Origin of the sequence: Cystobacter fuscus, from assembly GCF_044360685.1 — a bacterium.
GTDB classification, from domain to species: domain Bacteria; phylum Myxococcota; class Myxococcia; order Myxococcales; family Myxococcaceae; genus Cystobacter; species Cystobacter fuscus_C.
Genome location: NZ_CP043491.1, coordinates 6,211,903 through 6,226,675, shown reverse-complemented (window position 1 = coordinate 6,226,675; position 14,773 = coordinate 6,211,903). Strand labels below are relative to the sequence as shown.

The following is a 14,773-nucleotide window of genomic DNA, read 5'->3' as shown; positions in this document are numbered from 1 at the left end:
GGGGTCGAACCCCGCGCCGCTCAGCCCACCACGACGATCGGAACCCCATACGGATCCGTCTTCGTGCGCCCTTGCGCCGCCCCCTCCTCCTGCTCGGGCCGCAGCCGGACGACGCCCGCGGCCATGAGCCGCCGCAGCGCCCGGTACGCCGCCAGCTCGCCCATGGCCGTGTTGCGCAGCACCTCGCGCACGCTCCGGCTGCCGCGCAGCTTCGAATACAGATACAAGTCATCCGCCGTCAGCGAGGGCGGGGTGGGGCGGGGCAGGGGCTCGAACACGAGCCGCCCATCCAGCGCCAGCACCTCGTCCGCCAGCGCCACCATCAGCCGCACCTCCGCTTCCCGGTACAGCGCGTGGGCCTCGGGAATCGGTGCCCGCTCCAGCGCCTGGGCCGCCACCGCCACCGCCTCCTCGTACTGGCCCGCCTCCACCCGCCGGCGCGCCTGCTCCAGCAGCGCCGCCAGTGCCGCGGCCTCGTCCTGCCGCGGCCCCTGCGTCTGGCGCGGCAGCAGCGCGCCCCGCCGGTACAGCCGCAACACCCAGCGCGCTCCGTGCACCGGCCCCTCGGGGCTCGCCGCCAGCAGCGCGCCCAGCGTCACGCCCTGCTCGGCCATGCACAACAGGTGCTCCTCCGCCGCCGACGCCGACTCCAGCGCGAACTCCCGGCACACCCCGAACGTGGTCCCCGGTCCCGCGAAGAGCGTCCAGAACACCTTCCACTCGCGCTGCCGCGTCATCGCGTCCCGGTGCAGCTCCCTCAGCGCCATCCGCGGCAGCTCCACCGCCCGGCCCTGCGCCGGCAGCCCCGGCATGAACTCCACCTCCCCGGACTGCCACCCGTAGGAGTCGAACAGCGCCTCGCGCGCCTTGTGCTCCATCGCCTCGAGCAGCTGCGCGCGCTCCACCAGCCCCCGCTCCACCACGAAGGTGCCAAAGGGCACGCGCGCCGTCTCCGCCGCCTCGAAGGCCTGGGCCGCCCGCGGCGCGTCCAGGATGCGCATGCGCGCCAGCACCTGTCCCAGGTGCTCCCGGGGCTCCGTCGAGCTCTCGCCCACCAGGTGCCCGTCCCGGATGAAGAACTGCCGCCGCACCGCCCCCCGCTCCACCTTCAGCGTCCCCTCGAGCCCCGAGGCGTCGACGAACGCGGGCATCAACAGCGACAGCCCATAGCTGGCCAGGTTGCCCTTGAAGCGCTCCATGCCGTGGACTTCCTTCTTCGCGAGAGACGAGACCCCCAGGGTAGCGGAACCCGAAGTTCTCCTCAACCCGTTGAATTCACACACCTTTTGATGTCGGCGCGAGGACGGACAAGCCTCTCCTCCGTCTGGTGGACGGGCGGGCTCGGGGGGAGGGTTGCCCGCACCCGCAGGAAAGTTGCAGGGGGGCCAAGGGTGTGCGAACCAGGGCTGTCACCCCTTTCGACTATAGGCGTGGGAATCATGCGAACCCTTTCCGGCGTGCAGTCCTCAGGTCGGTTGCATATCGGCAACTACTACGGCGCCATCCGGCAGTTCGTGCAGCTGCAGGAGCAGGGCGAGGCCTTCTTCTTCATCGCCAACTACCACTCGCTCACCACGCTCCGGGACCCCCGCCTGGCCGAGACCTACACGCGCGAGGCCGCCATGGCCTACCTGTCGCTCGGGTTGGATCCCAAGAAGGCGGTGCTCTTCCGCCAGAGCGACGTGCGCGAGGTGCTGGAGCTGTACTGGCTGCTCGGCACGGTGGTGCCCGTGGCCAACCTGGAACGTGCCACCAGCTACAAGGACAAGCTGGCCAAGGGCATCAGCGCCGACTTCGGCCTGTTCGCCTACCCGGTGCTCATGGCCGCCGACATCCTGCTCTACAGCCCGGACTTCGTGCCGGTGGGCAAGGATCAGATCCAGCACATCGAGTTCGCGCGCGACTGGGCGGTGAAGTTCAACCTCACCTACGTGCCGGGCTACGACCCCCAGGATCCGGACGGCAAGGAGAAGGGGCACGCCCCCGGCCTGCTCAAGCTGCCCGCGGCGCGCGTGCAGGAGGACACCGCCACGGTGCCGGGCGTGGACGGACAGAAGATGTCCAAGTCCTACGGCAACACCATTGATCTCTTCGGAGACGAGAAGGAGCTCAAGAAGCGCATCATGGGCATCAAGACGGACTCCACCCCCGTGGAGGCGCCCAAGCCCACCGAGAACGCCCCCCTCTACGATCTGCTCAAGCTGATGCTGCCCGCGGACCGCTTCGCCGAGGCGGATGCCTCCTGGCGCGCGGGCGGCAAGGGGTATGGCGACTACAAGAAGCTGCTCCTCGCGGCCTTCCTCGACACCTTCGGGCCGGCCCGCCAGCGCTACACGGAGCTGCAGAACGATCCGGCCGAACTCGAGCGCATCCTCCAGGATGGCGCCGAACGGGCCCGCGCCGAAGCCACCCAGCTGTTGCAGCGGGTGCGTCGCGCCGTGGGCGTTCCCTGAGCGCGTGAAGGACCTCGGGTGAGCACAGGCGGCGGTCCCAGCGATCCTCCCTCCGAGGAGCTGCTCGACGCGGACGTCCCCCGTACGCCGGGGGACGCCTTCCGCATCGCCTTGCCCAATTTCGAGGGTCCGCTCGATCTGTTGCTCCACCTCATCCGGGAGCACCGGCTCGACATCTTCGACATCCCGCTGGCGCTCATCACCGAGAAGTATCTCGAGTACCTGGAGCGCATGCGGGAGATCAACCTGGACATCGCCGGGGAGTTCCTGGTGATGGCCGCCACGCTCGCCCACCTCAAGAGCCGCATGCTGCTGCCGCGCCAGGACGTGGCCGAGCAGGCGGTGGACGCGGTGGCCGAGCTGCAGCAGGAGGAGGCGGGCGACCCGCGCGAGGAGCTGGTGCGCCGGCTCTTGGAGTACCAGAAGTACAAGGATGCCGCCGAGCAGCTCGCCCGCCAGGACATCCTCGACCGGGACATCTTCCCGCGCCGCGTGCCCGTGGAGGCGGTGCCCATCCCCGAGGAGGAGGTGGGGCTGCAGGAGTTCAGCGTCCTCAAGCTGATTGAAGCGCTGGACCGGGTGATGGAGCGGTTGGCGCCCAAGCTGCAGCACGAGGTGGTGCGCGAGAAGGTGAGCCTGTCGGACGCCATGCGCCGCATCGCGGAGAAGCTCTCGGCGGCGGAATCCTGCACGTTCGACAGCCTGTTCGAGGAGCAGCGCACGCGTCAGGCGGTGATCATCACCTTCCTGGCCATCCTGGAGATGGTGAAGCGGCGGCTGCTCAAGGTGAGTCAGGAGGAGCCGCTCGCGGCCATCCTCCTGCGGCCCAACGGGGACGCACTGAAGAACCTGCTCCCCACGGAGATGGACGAGAGTGACTACCGGTAACGAGGGCCCCGGGGACCCCGGGGGCAAGCCAGCACGTGGCTCGGGAGGGCCGAGCCCCTTCACCGAGGAGGAGATCGCCGCCGTCACCGGCCCTGGCGACGTGGACGACCTGGAGGACGCCGACGTCGCCACCATCGAGGCCGACGAGGCGCCCGACCTCCAGTCCTCCTTCGAGAAGCTGCTCGTCAAGAGCCGCAACCTGTCCACCGAGCGCATCCGCACCATCGTGGAGAGCGTGCTCTTCGTGGCGGACAAGCCCTTGGATCTCAACCAGCTCTACGAGGCCACGGGCATCGATCGGGAGAAGATCCAGGAAGCGCTCAACCAGATCTCCGGCATCCACCGCGACGGCATCAGCGGCGTGGTGCTCTATGAGGTGGCCGGCGGCTGGCAGTTCCGCACGGATCCCCACTCGGCCGAGTACGTGCGGCGCTACCTGCGCGTCAAACCCCAGCGCCTCACGCGCGCCGCCGTGGAGACGCTCGCCATCATCGCCTACCGCCAGCCCGTCACCCGCCCGGAGGTGGAGGACATCCGCGGCGTGGACTGCGGCGCGGTCATCAAGGCCCTGCTCGATCGCAAGCTGATCAAAATCCTCGGCAAGAAGGAGGAGGTGGGCCGGCCCATGTTGTACGGGACGACGCGCGAGTTCCTCGAATTCTTCGCCCTCAAGGACCTGTCCGCCCTGCCCACGCTGCGTGAATTCCACGAGCTGACGCAGGAGCACCAGGAAATTGTGGAAAAGGAGCGCCCGGCTGCACCCCCCGCCAGTGGTACGGTGGAGGCGCTGGCGGATCCGGAGTTCCAGAAACGGATGGAGAAGAGCGTGGCGGCTTCCGAGGCCGCGCTCGAGGAGTTGGAGGAGGCCATGAATGCCGCGGAGAAGACGCAGCAGGCCGCCACCAGCCTCTTGAACCCGACCCCCCCGCCCACCGAGGGCGGCTCGGGGTCCGAGCCCGGTTGACGGGCGGAAGGTGTAGGACATGGCGGCAGAACGTTTGCAGAAGTACCTCGCGCGCGCGGGAGTGGCCTCGCGTCGGCACGCCGAGGAGCTCATCACCAGCGGGCGCGTGACGGTGAACAACGAGAAGGTCACCGAGCTGGGCTCCAAGGTGTCCCCGGGAGACCTGGTCATGGTGGACGGCTCGCTCGTCACGCCACCCGAGGAGAGCTCGTACTTCCTGCTCTACAAGCCGGTGGGCGTCGTGACGACGCTGTCGGATCCCCAGGGCCGCCCCACGGTGGCCAGCTACATCGAGCAGACGGGCAAGCGGCTCTTCCCCGTGGGCCGGTTGGACTACGACGCCGAAGGGGCGCTGCTCGTCACGGACGATGGGGCGCTCGCGCACAAGCTCACGCACCCGAGCTTCCAGGTGCCGCGCACCTACCTGGCCAAGGTGAAGGGCTCGCCGGACGCGGCCACGCTGGACAAGCTGCGCGGCGGCGTGCGGCTCGAGGACGGCATGGCCACGCCCCTGTCCGTGGACGTGTTCGAGCGGGCCGAACGCAACACGTGGCTCAAGCTCGTGGTGGCCGAGGGCCGCCCGCACCTCATCAAGCGCCTGTGCGCCGCAGTGGGCTGCCCGGTGGTGCGCCTGTACCGGCCTTCCTACGCGGGCGTCTCCGTCGACACGCTGCGCCCCGGCGAGCTGCGGCCGCTCTCCGACGCCCAGGTGCGTCAGCTCCAGGAGGTCGCGGATGGCAAGGCCACGCCCGCGGACAAGGAGCCGAAGCTGCCTCCCCGGCGGCATGGGCGCTCGGCGCCGGGCTTCGAGGGGGATGCGGACGATGACGACGAGGTGAGCGAGGAGGCGCCGCCGCCGCGGCGCGAGGAGCGCAAGCCGGCGCGGGCCCCCGCGGGCCGTCCCGAGCGTCGGGAGGCCGGTCCTCGTGGGGAAGGCGGCTCCCGGCCGGCGTTCCGGAGCGCGGCGGGTGGCCGTGCCGAGCGCAACACGTGGACGCCTCGGGAGGATGAGCAGGAGGAGGCGAGCGAGGAGCGGAGCGAGCGTCCCGCGCGCAAGTCCTTCGGCGCGGGTGCCGGGCGCGGAGAGCGGCCCGAGCGCAGGTCCTTCGGGGCGAGCGCTGAGCGCGGTGAGCGTCCGGCGCGCAAGCCCTTTGGCGCGGGTGCCGGGCGGGGCGAGCGTCCTGAACGCAGGTCCTTCGGAGCGGATGCCGAGCGCGGTGAGCGTCCGGCCCGCAAGCCTTTCGGGGCGGGCGCCGGACGCGGCGAGCGGCCCGAGCGCAGGTCCTTCGGGGCGGATGCCGAGCGCGGTGAGCGTCCGGCCCGCAAGCCCTTTGGCGCGGGTGCTGAGCGCGGCGAGCGTCCGGCCCGTAAGCCTTTTGGTGCGGGTGCTGGACGCGGCGAGCGTCCTGAGCGCAGGTCCTTCGGGGCGGATGCCGAGCGCGGCGAGCGTCCGGCTCGCAAGCCTTTCGGGGCGGGCGCCGGGCGGGGTGAGCGGCCCGAGCGTAGGTCCTTCGGGGCGGATGCCGAGCGCGGTGAGCGGCCTGCGCGTAAGCCTTTCGGGGCGGGAGCCGGGCGGGGTGAGCGGCCCGAGCGCAGGTCCTTCGGGGCGGATGCCGAGCGCGGTGAGCGGCCTGCGCGTAAGCCTTTCGGGGCGGGAGCCGGGCGGGGTGAGCGGCCCGAGCGCAGGTCCTTCGGGGCGGATGCCGAGCGCGGTGAGCGTCCGGCCCGCAAGCCTTTCGGGGCGGGAGCCGGGCGGGGTGAGCGGCCCGAGCGCAGGTCCTTCGGGGCCGATGCCGAGCGCGGCGAGCGGCCTGCCCGCAAGCCCTTCGGCGCGGGTGCCGGGCGGGGCGAGCGGCCCGAGCGTGGATCCTTCAATGCGGATCCGAGCGCCGAGCGCCGGGTTCCCGCCCGGGCTCCGCGCTCCGGACCGCGCGGCGACATCGGTGAGCGGCCCGCTCGGAAGACCTTCGGAGGAGCGGGAGGCTCGTTCGGCAAGGCCCGCCCGCCGCGCGAGGGTGCTGGGGCGCCCAGGGGGCGAGGGCCCCGTAAGGGTCGCTGAGTTGGGCGCTCGCGCGCGCCGCTGATATAACCCGCCGCACGATGCGAACCGGCGCGCGCCCCCTCCTCGTCGTCCTGGCCCTCCTCGTATCCTCCGGGTGCAGTGGCAACAGGGATCAACTCCTGGCGGACCTCCAGAGCCCTCGTCCCGAGGTGCGAGCGCTCGCCGTGAAGAAGCTGGCCGAGGAGTCGCGCTCCGAGGATCTCGCCCTCTTCACGCGCGCCGCCAAGGACATGGCCGCCATCGTCCGGGGCGAGGCCGCCGCCGCGCTCGGCAAGAGCCAGGATCCCCGCGTGGTGGATCTGCTCGGCGAGCTGCTCGAGGACTCCGACGTGGACGTCCAGGGCAAGGCGGCCATGGCGCTCGCGCAGGTGAAGAACGACAAGGCCAAGGCCTACCTCACCCTGCAGTACGGCCGCCGCGGCCGGCAGACCCGGCAGGTCATCGTCCAGGCACTCATGCAGGCGAACGTGCCGGGGCCCATGGCTGAGGTCGTCGCCGCCGAATCCAAGGGCATCTGGGAGCGCAACCTGCTCACCCTCTCCGAGGGCTCGCTGCCCGAGCGCGTGGGGGCCGCCGAGGAACTGGGCAAGAGTGGCCGCCCCGAGGCCTTCAACCGGCTCCTGCCGCTGGTGCGCGACAGCCAGGTCGTCCTCGCCGCCGCGGCGGTGCGGGGCCTGGGGGACCTGGGCGACAAGCGCGCCGCGCCCGCCATCCTCCCCCTGTTGGACGAGAGCTTCCCCGAGCTGCGCGAGTCCGCCATCACCGCGCTCGTGCGGCTCCAGGAGCCCCAGGCGATCGTCCGGTTGCAGGCCGTGGCCGGGGAGAAGAGCGCGGTGAGCCCCCTGGCCATCGACGGCCTGCTGGAACTGCCCCGCCAGCCCCAGACGGATGCCGCGCTGTGCGCCGTCGCGCTGGATGCCGTCACCGCCGACGCCATCCGCGTCGCCCGCGCCATGCGCGATCGCGGAGGCTGCCCGCTCGAGCCCATCGCCGAGCGGCTGTCCCGCCTCCCCACCGCCGCCAGTGGACTCCAGGCGGTGGTGGGCCTCGGCCCCTCCGCCAAGGAGCTGCTCCCCAAGGTGCTGCCCTTCGTGTCCCAGCCGGATGCCTCGCTGCGCGCGCTCGCCGTGGACGCGGTCGCGGCCATCGCGGACCCCTCCTCCACGCCCGTGCTGCAGAAGGCCTTCGAGCAGGAACTCGCCGCCGTGAAGGCCGCGCGCCAGGACTGGATCTCCCAGCCCCTGCCCGAGAAGTACGGTCAGGGCTTCGATCCCAGCCTGCCGACCGCCCCCGAGGCGGATCGCGAAGCGCTGACGAAGGAGAAGCAGTCCGGCCTGATGTCGCGCGTGAAGGCGCTCAACGCCGCCAAGGCGCGCGAGCTGGGGCGGCCCGTGGTGCAGCCGCGTCCGCCCTCGGAGCTCTTCGACGACGTGGATGCCTCGCGCCTGGAGCCCCTGGCCGGACTGCTGCGCGCGCTCGGCGCCGTGCGTGCTCCCGGGGCGATGGAGCTGCTCAAGGGCTTCACCCAGGAATCCAGCGTGACGCTGCGCACCGCCGCCCTGGTGGGCCTCACGCGGCTGGGACCCGAGGGCGTGGCCGCCGCCCGGGACGGCATGTTCGATCCCGACCGGGAGCTCATCAAGGCGCTGGCCCGGGCGCTCGCCGAGCAGGGCGAGGCCGGTCAGGCCGTCCTGGTGGAGCTGCTGCCCAGGATCAGCAACGAGAAGCTGGTGTTGCTCGACGCGCTCACCCACACCGGGGCGCCGCCCTCCGCGGTGGAGGCGTTGAACACCGTGGTGTCCGAGGGCGGTCCCGAGTCGGTGCTGGCCGCCACGCTCCTCGGCCGGCTCAAGGCGAAGCAGGCGGTGCCCGTGCTGGTCAAGGCCCTGGAGGATCCCACGAGCGTCGGCCGCCGGGAGCTGCTCACCGCGCTCGGGGAAGTGGGTGATGGCTCGGTGGCCGAGGTGGTGGCGCGCGACCTGTACCATGATCTGCCGGAGATCCGCGCCGCGGCCGCCGCCGCGCTGGCGCGCACGGGCACGGGGGAGCAGGCGGGCGCCCTGGACGCGCTCAAGGGCGACTACTACCGCCGGGTGCGCGAGGCGGCCACGTTCGCCCTGTCGAAGACGGCGACCGCCGCCGAGGGATCCCGCTGATATGGAGGCCCGGCAGCTCAGGGAACAGGCCAACGAGGCGATCGCCAGGGGCCGCTTCGGCAAGGCCGCCGAGTTGCTCGAGGCGTACTGCGCGCTGGAGCCGCAAGATCACCAGTCGCGGCTGCGCCTGGGCGACACCTGGGTGAAGGGCGGAGATTCGCGCCGCGCCATCCTGGCCTATCAGGCCGCCGCCGAGGGGTTCGCCCGTGAGGGCTTCCTGCCGCGCGCCATCGCCACCAGCAAGCGCATCCTGGAGCTGGATCCCTCGCACCAGGGCGTCCAGCACACGCTCGCGAGCCTCTACGCGCGCCGGGGAGGAACGGGCCATCCCAGCGCGCGAACACCCGCGCCCGTTCCGCCCGAGCCCCCGCCCCGGACCGCGCTGTTCATCGATCTGCCTCCCGAGATCGACGAGGCCTTGGAGGCCTCCCTCCCCGAGCGGGCTCCCTCACCACCCGTCCAGCCGCCCCCGCCCCCATCTTCGTCTCCGCCGGGCCTGCGCCGGCGCACGATGGAAGTACCGGCGATCCGCACGCCTCCCGAGGCACCGGTCCCCTCCGAAACATCTGTCCCCCCCGAGGCGCCTGCCACCTCCGAGGCGCCGGTGCTCCCCAAGGTGGCCGTTCCTCCCGCGCCGCCCCCGAGTGCGTCCTTTCCGGAGCTCGTCATCGAGGCGGACTCGCTGCTGCACGCCGTGGAGCTGGCGGCGGCGCACGCGCCCGGGCGCGGGGGAGGCGAGGAGCCCGTATCCGCGCCCCCCATGGGCGAGCGGGCGCTGCCGGAGATCCCCCTGTTCTCGGACCTGCCACGCGAGGCCTTCATCGCGCTCTTCGAGCGCTGCCCGCTGCGCCGCTTCCCCGAGGGCACGCGCATCATCGAGCAGGGCAGCCGGGGCAATGCCTTCTATGTCATCTGCTCGGGCCGCGTGCGCATCATGCGCGAGTCCGAGGGGACGACACGCGAGCTGGCCGTGCTGGGTGAGGGGGCCTTCTTCGGCGAGATGGCGCTCCTGTCCGGGGCTCCGCGCTCGGCGTCGGTGGTGAGCGCCGCCGAGGAGACGCAGGTGCTGGAGATCTCCGCCCCGGTGCTCGGGGAGCTCGCGCGCCTCAATCCCCAGGTGGCGAAGGCGCTGCGGCGCTTCTGCCGGCAGCGGCTGCTGTCGCAGGTGGTGAACACCTCGGCGCTCTTCCAGCCCTTTGGGCGCAAGGATCGGCGCGAGCTGGTGGAGCGCTTCCGGGCCCGGGAGGTGCGCCGCGGCGAGGTGCTCATCCGCGAGGGCCAGATGGCGGATGGCCTCTACGTGGTGCTCTCCGGCGAGGTGGCCGTGAGCAAGGGGGGCCAGCCCCTGGCCCACCTGCGCGAGGGGGAGCTGTTCGGCGAGATGTCCCTGCTGAACAAGACGCCCGCCACCGCCACGGTGACGGCGGTGCGCAACGCCTCGCTGTTGCGGCTGCCCCGCGAGGACTTCGACACCCTCATCCTCACCCACCCGCAGGTGCTCGTCCTCGTGTCCGAGCTGACCGAGGCCCGTCAGCGCAGCAACGAGGCCCTCCTCGGCGGCGCCACCGACGCCCCGCACACCGTGTCCTTCGAGGACCTGGTCCTCGTCTGAGCGGCTTCGTCGGGTGCTCGCCAACCGTTGCACCCACCATTGGGTAGGCGCGGGGATCCAGGGTATGTGTGATGCATGACGCGATGCGCATTTCTCGGACTCCTGGCGTTTCTCCTCGTGGGCTGTTCATCGCGGAGGCTGTCGGGCTCCGCGCTGGATGAGGTGCGGCGGCCCGCGTTCATCTCGCGCATCGAGCTGCGCGCGGGTCCACACAGCCACGTGTTCCAGGACGACGGCTCCTACCGGGACAAGTTGAAGAAGCTGGGGCCCCAGGACGCGGATCGCCGGCTCGAGGCGAAGCTCGCCTCGTCGATGACGCGCTTCGAGCTGTCCGAGCGCCTGCGGGTGATGACCTTCCGGCAACTGCCGCGGGAGGCGCCGTGGCTGAACACGGTGGATCCGGCGCACGTGGCCACGGTGCTGGAGAGCTTCCTGGTGGAGGAGGTGCCCGCGCTGCAGCCGGACTACGATCTGCTCAAGACGCTGCGCGCGGACACGGTGGTGGAGTTCGTCATCCAGGACTACGGCATGCGCAGCAAGCGGGGCAAGGCGGGCGCGTACCTGCGGGGCTACGCGCGGATGTTCTGGCTCGAGAGCCGCTCGGAGCTGTGGCGGCACCCGTTCGACCTGGACGAGGTGGACGGGGGCGTGGAGCACCTGGATCCGTTCAAGGTGGGCAAGACACCCGCGCTGTTCCGGGAGCGGATGACGGACCTGGTGGACGTGTTGGCCTCGCGCTTCGCCGAGGATCTGACGCCGAAGGAGCGCAAGGCGGGGGTGCCGCCGCGGCCGGACGCGGGACCGGAGACGGAGGCACCGGGCCAGGAGCGGCCGGTGCCGGTGAAGCCCCGTCCGCCCGAGTTGCCGCCCGGGGAGCTGCCGGATCCGGATTGAGGACTCAGAACAGCGCGTGCTCGGCGAGCAGCACCGCGAGTGCGAGCACGAAGCTGACGAGGGTGATGGGCAGGCCCACGCGCAGGTAGCCGAGGAAGCTCAGGGAGACCTTGTCCCGGGCGGCCTCGAAGACGATGAGGTTGGCGACGCTGCCCACGAGGGTGAGGTTGCCGGCCAGCGTGGAGCCGAGCGCGAGCACGTGCCAGCCGAGCACCGGCTCCTGGAGGGTGGGCACCCAGGGGCGCGCGAGCATGACGAAGGGCACGTTGCTGAAGAGGTTGCTGGCCACGAGGGTGAGTCCGGCGAAGCCGAGCGTCTCGCGCCAGGGGGGGCCGGACATGAAGGGGGAGAAGAGGCGGTGGATGTCCTCGGCCCAGCCGGCCTGGTTCACGCCGAAGACGACGACGAAGAGGCTGGCGAAGAAGAGTAGCAGCACGTAGTCCACGCGCTCGAGCGCCTCGCGGGGGGAGACGCGCCGGGCGAGGGTCATCACCACGGCGGCGCCAGTGAGGGCGCTCCAGCTCATGGGCAGGCCGGCGAAGAAGGCGGCGACCACGCCGAGCAACGTGACGAGCGTGAGCCCGAGGAGGGGGCGATCCACGGGGACGGGAGGGGGATGGGTGGAGAAGCGCTCGTGGGAGAGGTCGTGGCGGAAGATGTAGAGCAGCCCGGCGATGACGACGGCGGTGGAGACGATGGCGGGCAGGGCCATGTAGGCGGCGAACTGGGCGTAGGGCAGCTTCGAGGCGCCCTGGATGAGCATGTTCTGGGGGTTGCCGGTGAAGGTGGCGACCGAGCCCGAGTTGGACGCCATGCACACGGCGAGCAGGTAGGGGATGGGGGGAAGGCGCGCGTCCTCGACGACGACGAGGACGAGCGGGGTGAGCATGAGACAGACGGTGTCGTTGACGAGGAAGGCGGAGAGGAAGGCGCTGGTGGCGGCGACGGCCACGAGCAGCAGGCGGGGGGTGTGGGCCTTCTGGAGGGCCCAGGCGCCGGCGGCGCGGAAGAAGGAGGCGCGCGAGAGGTAGTCGGCGAGCAGCATCATCCCGAGCAGGAGGATGAGCGTGTCCATGTCGACGGCGTGAGGGGAGCCCTCGTTGGAGCCGAAGAGCTGGGAGGGAGCGACGACGCCCGCCACCACCATGAGGACGGCGCCCACGAGCGCGCCGCCAGGGCGGTCCAACCGGGGGAAGGGGAGGCGGACGCCGGCGATGAAGACGTAGGTGAACAGGAAGATCGCGAGGGCCAAGGCGCGCGGCACAGTAGCCGAAAGCCTTCTTCCTGGCTGTAGTCACGGCTACTATCCGCCGCACCAGGCGCAGGGGGAGTCGCGATGCCACCCAACACGAACATCGGGATCGTCATGTGGAACAAGACGCCCGCGCTCCGCTTGCGCTCCAGTGCCGCACAGGGAAGCAACGTGATCGGCAGCCTGGCGTTCAACACCCCCGTGCAGATCTCCGCGCACCTGCCCGGTGGGTGGCTGTCGGTGAGCACACGTGATGGGCGCATGGGCTTCGTCTCCGCCGATTACGTCTGGTCGGCGCCCCAGCATCCAATGCCCGAGCCGAATGCCCGGCTCCACCAGGTCGCCAAGGGCGTCCCCGGCACCGCCATTGCCATCGCCGAGAAGTACTACGGCGACATCGCACGCACGTGGGGCTCGGACCTGCGCTTCTTCGTGGCCGTGCTCGCGGCGGCCAATCGGCGCCCCATCCCCTCCACCACGAGTGGGTGGAAGTCCCTGGCGTTCCAGGCCGATGAGCTCATCTGGATTCCGAGCCAGACATTCGCCAAGGGGATGAGGGGCAAGGTCAACTCGGGCTCCTACAGCTACAATACGCTGGACACGTTGGGGCTCGCCTCCGCCTTCCAACGGGTGGATCAGTTCCTCGGCGATCTCGGACAATCCATCCGGCTGTCGCTCCAATACATCCCCAAGGCGGTCGCCCAACACGTCGAGCAGTCCCTGCGCACCGTCCTCGTCTCGCTGCTCGAGATGGCGGTGGGGGCCATCCTCTTCCTCGCCATCTGCACGGCGGTGGGCGCCGCGCTCGGCGCATTGGCGGGCGGCGCGGGAGCCGCTCCCGGTGCCGCCGCGGGCTACGAGATCGGCCTCGCGCTGCTCGAGTGGATGGGACTGGCCTTCCTCGCCAAGTGGATCGTGGACTCACTGAGCCGGATCGGCTCGGCATTCGCGAAGTTCCTCGGCCAGGTGTGGCAGGCACGCGGGGATGCGCGGAAGCTCGATCAGGCGGCGCGCGAGCTGGCCAACGTGATCGGCATCCTCGCGGGCGTGGTGGTCGAGGCCCTGACGCTGTGGGTCGCCGCCAAGGGAGTCACCGCCGCCCTCAAGGCGCTCAAGGGCACCGCGGTGGAGAAGGCCTTCGGCGAGACCCGGTTGGCCTCGTGGCTCAAGGCGCGCTCCACCCGTATCGCCCAAGGCCAGTCCAAGCTGCCCAGCCCGCGCCGGGTCATCGTCAGCCTGCGCATCTCTCAGCTCGCCAAACAGGCCCATCCGCGCTACCAGAAGCAGCTCGAGCCCGCCCGAAAGCAGATCTCCCAGGTGTTCGAGGGAATGGGCGAGGTCCAGGCGCGAGCGAAGGATCCGGTCTCGGCGGCCAATCGGCTGCAGCGAGCCGTCGACAACTTCGGTGCCAAGGTCACCACCGTCGAGAGCGCCATCGCGAACCTCTGGGATGCTATCGGCACCCGGCTCGTCCTCTCGGACACCTCTCCCGCGGCGATGAGTCGGGTGGTGGGTAGACTCGCCGAGGCCATCCGCCATGGAAAGCTCCAGGTCACGGAGATCAACAACCTTCATGGACCCGGGGGCAAGCCGTACTTCAGCGCGCAGCAACTCCAGACGTTGCAGGTGGCGGCGGCCGAAGCCGGGCACAGCCTTCGCATCAACCAGTCCAAGGTCATGGAGAGCGGGTACACGGTCGTCTGCGCCTACCTGAAGCATGCCAATGGCGTCCGGGGCGAGTTGCAGATCATCGGCCCGCGGGTGCTGTCGATCGCCAACGCCGAGCACATTCCCTATGACGTCTCGTTGGGCAAGCCCCTCGTGCGCAACGTACCGGCCGCCGCGGAAGCCGAACTCAAGCACCTGGTCAAGCCGGTGGAGGCCGCCATGGCCTCGATGAACAAGGCTCAACAGGCGAGCTATCAGGCCTATCTCAACCAGAGCTACATCCACGCGCGTCGCGTGGAACTGGGCGAGGCGTCCACTCCACCCAAGCTGCCCGAGGGGTTGAACAAGGTCTTGAGCATCGAGCAGATCCACGAACTCGAGCGCGCCATCGCGGCCATCAAGTCCAAATACGAGCGCCGCTGAGGAGCCGCATGCAACTCGTTCAGAACGAACAGAAACTGAAGCAGGCGATCGACACCGCGCTTCGACAACTGCGCGAGAGCGCTCGCTCCCGGTTGCCCGCCACGGGCGAGTTCGCCCCGTTGAGCGCCCACTTCTCGTGCGCCGCGCTCGTTCGGGGCGCGGGCGAGGTCGAATTGCGGATCGGCTCGGTGAGCGGAGACGCGGGGACGAAGGAGCGTTTCGTCGAGGTGCGGGTCTTCACCCCCAGCGCGGGCAGCCAGTCCTCCTCCTGGGTGTTCTACGGAAAGTCGGACGCCCTCCAGCAGGAACTCCAGAAGGAAGCGCCCATCCAGGGGAAGATCCGCGCGGCCATCCTGGAGGCGGCGGAGTCCATCCTGCGCAATGAGTTCTCGTGAGGGGAG

The 14,773-nt window shown here is 70.7% G+C and carries 11 protein-coding genes; 9 read left to right on the top strand and 2 right to left on the bottom strand.

What is annotated here, in order from left to right:
* Positions 1-20: 20 nt before the first annotated feature.
* Positions 21-1,199 carry a DUF4388 domain-containing protein gene (locus tag F0U63_RS25495; RefSeq protein ID WP_395833293.1) on the bottom strand — a complete coding sequence of 393 codons (1,179 nt, stop codon included), beginning with the start codon at positions 1,197-1,199 and terminating at the stop codon, positions 21-23.
* A 240-nt stretch (positions 1,200-1,439) separates the two neighbouring features.
* Between F0U63_RS25495 and trpS the strand changes: the two genes are divergently transcribed.
* From trpS to F0U63_RS25460, 7 genes are all read left to right on the top strand, one after another.
* On the top strand, positions 1,440-2,453 hold the full coding sequence (trpS, locus tag F0U63_RS25490) for a tryptophan--tRNA ligase (RefSeq protein WP_395833291.1): 1,014 nt from the start codon (positions 1,440-1,442) through the stop codon (positions 2,451-2,453).
* Positions 2,454-2,471: 18 nt separating this feature from the next.
* Positions 2,472-3,341 carry a segregation and condensation protein A gene (locus F0U63_RS25485; protein ID WP_395833289.1) on the top strand — a complete coding sequence of 290 codons (870 nt, stop codon included), beginning with the start codon at positions 2,472-2,474 and terminating at the stop codon, positions 3,339-3,341.
* Positions 3,328-4,305, top strand: a complete 978-nt coding sequence (scpB, locus tag F0U63_RS25480) for an SMC-Scp complex subunit ScpB (RefSeq protein WP_395833287.1) — start codon at positions 3,328-3,330, stop codon at positions 4,303-4,305. Before F0U63_RS25485 ends, scpB begins: the two co-directional genes overlap by 14 nt.
* 19 nt (positions 4,306-4,324) lie before the next feature.
* Positions 4,325-6,364: a pseudouridine synthase gene (locus F0U63_RS25475; protein ID WP_395833285.1), complete on the top strand. Its 2,040-nt coding sequence runs from the start codon at positions 4,325-4,327 to the stop codon at positions 6,362-6,364.
* A 41-nt stretch (positions 6,365-6,405) separates the two neighbouring features.
* Positions 6,406-8,523, top strand: coding sequence for a HEAT repeat domain-containing protein (locus tag F0U63_RS25470; RefSeq protein ID WP_395833283.1), 2,118 nt, complete (start codon positions 6,406-6,408; stop codon positions 8,521-8,523).
* 1 nt (position 8,524) lies between these two features.
* Positions 8,525-10,135: a cyclic nucleotide-binding domain-containing protein gene (locus F0U63_RS25465; protein ID WP_395833281.1), complete on the top strand. Its 1,611-nt coding sequence runs from the start codon at positions 8,525-8,527 to the stop codon at positions 10,133-10,135.
* Between the two features lie 75 nt (positions 10,136-10,210).
* Positions 10,211-11,029, top strand: coding sequence for a hypothetical protein (locus tag F0U63_RS25460; protein ID WP_395833279.1), 819 nt, complete (start codon positions 10,211-10,213; stop codon positions 11,027-11,029).
* 4 nt (positions 11,030-11,033) lie between these two features.
* On the opposite strand, the gene F0U63_RS25455 is transcribed toward F0U63_RS25460, so the two are convergent.
* The gene (locus tag F0U63_RS25455; RefSeq protein WP_395833277.1) at positions 11,034-12,281 is read right to left on the bottom strand and encodes an SLC13 family permease; all 1,248 of its coding nucleotides are present in this window, start codon (positions 12,279-12,281) and stop codon (positions 11,034-11,036) included.
* An 84-nt stretch (positions 12,282-12,365) separates the two neighbouring features.
* On the opposite strand from F0U63_RS25455, the gene F0U63_RS25450 reads away from it, so the two are divergent.
* Together F0U63_RS25450 and F0U63_RS25445 are read left to right on the top strand one after the other, a co-directional pair.
* Positions 12,366-14,372 carry an SH3 domain-containing protein gene (locus tag F0U63_RS25450; RefSeq protein ID WP_395833275.1) on the top strand — a complete coding sequence of 669 codons (2,007 nt, stop codon included), beginning with the start codon at positions 12,366-12,368 and terminating at the stop codon, positions 14,370-14,372.
* An 8-nt stretch (positions 14,373-14,380) separates the two neighbouring features.
* Positions 14,381-14,767: a hypothetical protein gene (locus F0U63_RS25445; protein ID WP_395833273.1), complete on the top strand. Its 387-nt coding sequence runs from the start codon at positions 14,381-14,383 to the stop codon at positions 14,765-14,767.
* Positions 14,768-14,773: the final 6 nt, after the last annotated feature.